We start from the raw sequence: 5,561 nt of genomic DNA, 5'->3' as shown, positions 1-5,561 counted from the left end.
CGCCCTGCTCGGTGCCGTGGTCATTCTGGGCGCCGACCTGCGTCGCGACGCCTGCTGGGTTCGCCTGCTGGGTGGTCCGCGGATGGCTTTCCTCGGAAAGATCACTTTCAGTATCTACCTCTGGCACTATCCGGTGATCTCGGCTGCGAACGGGCAGCTGGTGCCCCGGATCGGGCTGTGGCCGTCGGTCGTCGTGGCGGCGGCGGTCAGCACGTTCATCGCGTACTTCTCGAACCGGTTCGTGGAGAAGCCCGCGCAGCGTGCCCGACCCCCGTGGGCCGACACCCCCCGTGGGCCCGCGCCAGCTGCGATCGGTCAGTCTGATCGGCTGGATCGCGACCGGCCCGGCGATCCGCCCGGGACCCGGTCGCAGGGCGGCTGGTCGGACGGTAACCGGTCGGACGACGGTGGCTGGTCGTCGTACGAGGTCGGGTCCGATCAACCGGCGGCTGGCCCGGCCGATGCCGATGAATGGATCGATGAGGGCTACGCCCGTCCTTGGCCGGGGTATGGGTACGGACTCACCGAGACCGCCGACCTGTCGTGGGCGGTGCGAGGCCGGCAGAACGGCGGCGAGGAGGCGCAGCGGCCGGCGGCCACGGACCGCCCATACACCGCCGAAAATAATCTACGATCCTCGATCCGTCGCCGGCCGGCAAGGTGAACGTCACGAGCCCTGGACGCGACACGAGCTCTGGACGGGTCACGAACCCGGCCACTGGGGTGGCCACGAACGCCGGCTCGAGTACGACGGGCGACGCGGAGCCGATCGCCAGTCGGGCTACGGCTGATAGCCCGCGCACGACGGTGGGCCGGGATCCGCGTTCCGCTGGCCGCCCGAGGGCGCCGTAACCTCCAGGCCGGGGTAGAAGCGGGTGGAAGGGAAGGATGGTCATGATCGTTACGGTCATGGGGGTGGGACGGCTCGGCGGGGCGATGCTGTCGGGGCTGCTGCGGTCCGGACATGCCGCTCAGGACATCGTCGTGGCCGAACGTGATGCCGACCGAGCTGGTGAGATCGTGGCGAGTCACGGCGTCGAGGTGCAGGCGCCGGCGGTGGCAGCCGCCAAGGCGGATGTTCTGATCATCGCGGTGAAGCCCCAGGACGTCGGGACCCTGCTGGCCGAGATCGGGTCGGTTGTGGCGAACGGGACGCTCGTGGTGTCGTTGGCGGCGGGTATCACCACTGATCTTCTCGAGGAGCGGCTACCTTCGCTTCCCCCAGTAGTCCGGGTGATGACGAACACCCCGCTGCTCGTCGGGGAGGCGATGTCGGCGATCTGCGGGGGCCGCTACGCTGAGGAGGAGCACCTTGCCACGGCAGAGGCCCTGCTGACGCCGGTCGGCAGGGTGACGCGGGTGGCGGAGTCCCAGCTCGACGCGGTGACGGCCCTGTCCGGTAGCGGACCGGCGTACTTCTTCTACCTTGTCGATGCGATGATCGAGGCGGGTGTGCTCCTCGGGCTGCCCCGGACCCTGGCCGCGGAACTCATGACCCAAACCGCTCTGGGCTCGGCGCGGATGCTGCGCGAGAGCGGCGAGCATCCGGCGCTGTTGCGGGAGGCCGTCACCTCTCCGGCCGGGACCACGATCGCGGCGCTGCGGGAGCTGGACCGTCGCGGTGTGCGCGCGGCGCTCATGGACGCCCTGGAGGCGGCGAGCAGTCGGTCGCAGGAACTCGGCCGTGGTTGAGAGCACCCGGGTACCGGAGCACCTGGGTACCGGAGTGCCCGGGCTCCGATGGTTGCCCGCCGTGGCGGGTAGGCTCGCCCGGTAAATTCCTCAACATAGATCGGTCGGGTACGTGGGTTCTGTCATCAAGAAGCGTCGTAAGCGGATGGCCAAGAAGAAGCACCGCAAGTTGCTGAAGCGGACGCGCGTTCAGCGCCGCAACAAGAAGTAGGCCGCTGACAGGAAGTAGGTAGCGCACCAGTACGCGGGTCGCCCACCGGGGGGTGGGGCGTACCCGGGAGTCCGGTCGCACCTGGAGGTAGTCGGCTGATCCGCGGTCCCCAGCGTCCGGCGTCCACCTCGCACGCCACGAGTTCGTACCGCCATGTCGTCTCGTATCATGTGGCTTTGCGTGCTGTAACTGTTACCGTGTGGCAGGCTGTTTCCCTCGGGTGGCAGCGTGGCCGGCCCGCAGCCAGGGAGACGGCATGACGGGATCGTGGATCAATTTCCTGTCCGACTACGGCGTCGACGATGCCTCTGTAGGGGTGTGTCACGGGGTTATCGCGCGGCACGCCCCGTCGGCGCGCGTCCTCGACGTCTGCCACGCCATCGCGCCGCAGGACGTCGGGCATGCGGCCGTCACCCTGGTCGGCGCGATCGGTTATCTTCCGATAGGGGTTCATCTCGTCGTCGTGGAGCGGCTCGATGCCGACGGTTACACCCGTGGCGTGGCGATCCGGAGCACGGACGGCTCGACTTTCGTCTGCCCGGACAACGGCGTGGCGTCGCTGGCCTGGGAGGCGCTCGGTGGCGTCGCCGCGGTGCACGAGATCTCCAACCGGGAGCTGTGGCTGCCGCTGCCCACCGCGGTGTTCCGGGGACGGGACGTCTATGCGCCGGTCGCGGCCCGGCTCGCTGCCGGGCTCGCCCTCACCGACGTCGGCCCCCGGCTCGACCCCGGCACGCTCACGCGTTTCCAGCCGCGGGCGTGCAGCGTCGACGACGACCATGTGCACGGCGAGGTCGTGTCCGTCGACCACTTCGGCAACCTCTCGCTCAACATGACCCGGGCCGAGTTGGAGGCCGCTGGCATTCTGTTGGGAGATCTGGTCGAGGTCCGCGCCGGCAACCGCGTCATGCGGCTCACGTTCACGTATACCTACGGCGATGTGCCTCGTGGTGGAGTCACCCTGTGCGAGGATGCGTTGCGTCGGGTGATGATCGCGGTAAACTGTGGGCGAGCGGCCGACCTGCTGCGGCTGCGGCGCCAGGACGCGGTCGTCGTGGCACAACTGCCGAGGAGCCCGTCACCGGGACGCTCCATCCGGGATCTTCCGCTGCCGGCCCAGCAGTGATGCCGGCATCACTGCTGGGCCGGCAGCAGCGGCACCGGGCCTGGCCGGCGTCGATCCTCCTCCGGCTTGGACGGGTTATTTTTTCCCCGTTCTTCGTATTCGATGTGCGCGGCTGGCCTTACGCTGCGCAGTGAGCGGTCGAGGGATGGGCGTACGATGAGCCCACGATCGGACCGCGTGAACCTTCCTCGGCCGGACATCGTGGCCTTCGGCCCCGGGGAACGGCGGCGTGCTCCGGTCGGCCTGGTTCGGGCTGCCCGGCCGCCCGGCCATCCGGTCCGGGTGCCGGACTGGACCATGCGGGCGTTGCGGGAGACTGCCATGAGACCACGCCGTGTGTTGGTGACCGGTGTAGCGCGGCCGTTGGGGGCGCAGGTGGCGATGGCGCTCGCGGCTGACCCGGGGGTCGAAGCCGTTGTCGGGGTCGATACCACTGCTCCCACCAGCGACCTCGGGCGGACCCAGTTCGTGCGCGCGGACATCCGGCATCCGTTGATCGCAAAGGTGATTTCTACCACGGAGATTGATGCGGTGCTGCACCTGAACGTGATCGCCACGCCGCTCGGTGCGGGTGGACGGACCGCGATGAAGGAAATCAACGTCATCGGCACGATGCAGCTGCTGGCCGCGTGTCAGAAGGCGCCCAGTGTCACCAAGCTGGTAGTGAAGTCCACGACGTCGATCTACGGGTCGTCCGCTCGCGACCCTGCGCTGTTTACGGAGGACACCGAGCCGCGCGCCCTGCCCACCGGTGGCTATGCCAAGGACGCCGTCGAGGTCGAGGGTTACGTGCGTGGATTCAGCCGGCGACGTCCCGACATCGCGGTAACCGTGCTGCGGTTCACCAACATCCTCGGTCCGCAGATCGACAGCCCGCTCGCGCGCTATCTGGACCTTCCGCTGGTTCCCACGGTCCTTGGCTTCGACCCCCGCATCCAGCTGTTGCACTCCGATGACGCGCTGGCCGTGCTGATGCGCGCGACCCGCGGCGCCCACCCGGGGACGTTCAACGTGGCCGGGGACGGTGTGCTCCTGCTTTCGCAGGCGATCCGCCGAGCGGGTCGGCCGTTCACGCCGGTGCCGTTCCCCATGATCGGGATGTTGGGCGGGGTCGCCCGGCGGCTGCGGCTCGTCGACTTCTCCGCTGAGCAGCTCGACTTTCTCGCGCACGGCCGGGCCGTGGACACGACCCGACTGAAGGAGATCTTCGGTTACCGGCCCCGGTACTCGACGGTGGAGACCTTCGACAGTTTCGTCCGCCAGCGCGGGCTCCGGTTCACCATCGACCACGATCTGATCTCCCGGGCCGAGCACAGGATGCTCGACTCGCTGGCCCGACGCCGGCTGGTGGGAACACGGTGATGGGGGGGCGGTTGCGGCCCGCCAGATGCGGGATCGGACAAGGGGGGAGGCGGAACACGTGATGGAAGGTGACGAATCCCGGGGTGAAGCGCAGATCATGCCTTGGAAATCCGCCGCGGCCGACCCGGCTTCCCACGACCCGGCTTTTCTCGACGGGGTTTCCCCCGGCGCGGTCTTCCTCGGTCCAGCCGCTGCGGCCGCCGCATCCCCTCGCTCCTCGCTCAACGGTGCCGAGGCGACGCTGACCGACAGCCGGTCGGCGGCGGGTGGGCCGTCCGACCCGACGACGGGTCCCACCGCCGGTGCCGGGCCCGACGGCGGTGCCGGGACGGACGGTGCGCCACCGCCGGTGGCCGAACCCGGTGATCTGGAGACGGCCCTCGCGGGATCGCTGGCCTTCCTGCGGCGGCGCATCACCGGCGACTACGTCGTCGACGAGCACGGGTTTGACCCGGACCTCACCGAACACGTCGTCGCTCCGCTGCTGCGGCCGATCTACCGGGACTACTTCCGGGTCGAGACCCGGGGGCTGGAGAACATCCCGGACACGGGTGGCGCTCTGGTGGTGGCCAATCACTCGGGCACCCTGCCAATGGACGCGCTGATGATGGCTGTGGCCATCCTCGATCATCATCCGGCCCATCGCCACCTGCGCATGCTCGCGGCCGACCTGGTGTTCGCGGTGCCGTTCCTGGCCCCGCTGGCTCGTAAGATCGGCAACACCCTGGCGTGTCAGGCTGACGCGGAACACCTGCTGAATACCGGGCACCTTGTCGGGGTCTGGCCGGAGGGCTTCAAGGGCGTCGGCAAGCCGTTCAGTGAGCGGTACAAGTTGCAGCGGTTCGGGCGCGGAGGGTTCGTCTCGGCCGCGTTGCGGACGGGTGCGCCGATCATTCCGTGCACGATCGTCGGAGCCGAAGAAATCTATCCTATGATCGGCAACGCGAGGTCGCTCGCTCGCCTGCTCGGGCTGCCCTACCTGCCGATTACACCGACCTTCCCGTGGCTCGGCCTGCTGGGGTTCATCCCACTTCCATCCAAATGGATCATCGAGTTCGGGGAGCCGGTCCCGACGAAGACGTACACCGCTGAGGCGGCGGACGACCCGATGCTGGTGTTCGAGCTCACCGACCGCATCCGGGAGACCATCCAGCACACGCTGTACAGCCT

6 protein-coding genes are annotated in these 5,561 nt (G+C 68.7%); all 6 read left to right on the top strand.

Features of this window, described 5'->3' with window-relative positions:
- Positions 1-664: acyltransferase family protein (locus ACY45C_RS13440; protein ID WP_462187949.1), on the top strand; the 664-nt coding region annotated here is incomplete at its 5' end.
- Positions 665-894: 230 nt separating this feature from the next.
- A complete protein-coding gene (gene proC, locus ACY45C_RS13435) occupies positions 895-1,692 on the top strand; it encodes a pyrroline-5-carboxylate reductase (RefSeq protein WP_462187948.1) in 798 nt (265 codons plus the stop codon).
- Positions 1,693-1,804: 112 nt separating this feature from the next.
- Positions 1,805-1,903 (top strand): 30S ribosomal protein bS22, encoded by a 99-nt coding sequence (locus ACY45C_RS13430; RefSeq protein WP_003948845.1) that lies wholly within the window; start codon positions 1,805-1,807, stop codon positions 1,901-1,903.
- Positions 1,904-2,159: 256 nt separating this feature from the next.
- The gene (locus tag ACY45C_RS13425) at positions 2,160-3,029 is read left to right on the top strand and encodes an SAM hydrolase/SAM-dependent halogenase family protein (RefSeq protein ID WP_462187947.1); all 870 of its coding nucleotides are present in this window, start codon (positions 2,160-2,162) and stop codon (positions 3,027-3,029) included.
- A 321-nt stretch (positions 3,030-3,350) separates the two neighbouring features.
- Complete coding sequence (locus ACY45C_RS13420) at positions 3,351-4,391, top strand: NAD-dependent epimerase/dehydratase family protein (protein WP_462187954.1); 1,041 nt, start codon at positions 3,351-3,353, stop codon at positions 4,389-4,391.
- Positions 4,392-4,488: 97 nt separating this feature from the next.
- The coding region (locus tag ACY45C_RS13415; RefSeq protein ID WP_462187946.1) for a lysophospholipid acyltransferase family protein at positions 4,489-5,561 on the top strand (1,073 nt) is incomplete at its 3' end.

This window comes from Frankia sp. CcWB2, assembly GCF_977927585.1.
Note: the sequence above shows the minus strand (reverse complement) of the source record. Positions and strands in the feature narration are given on the sequence as shown.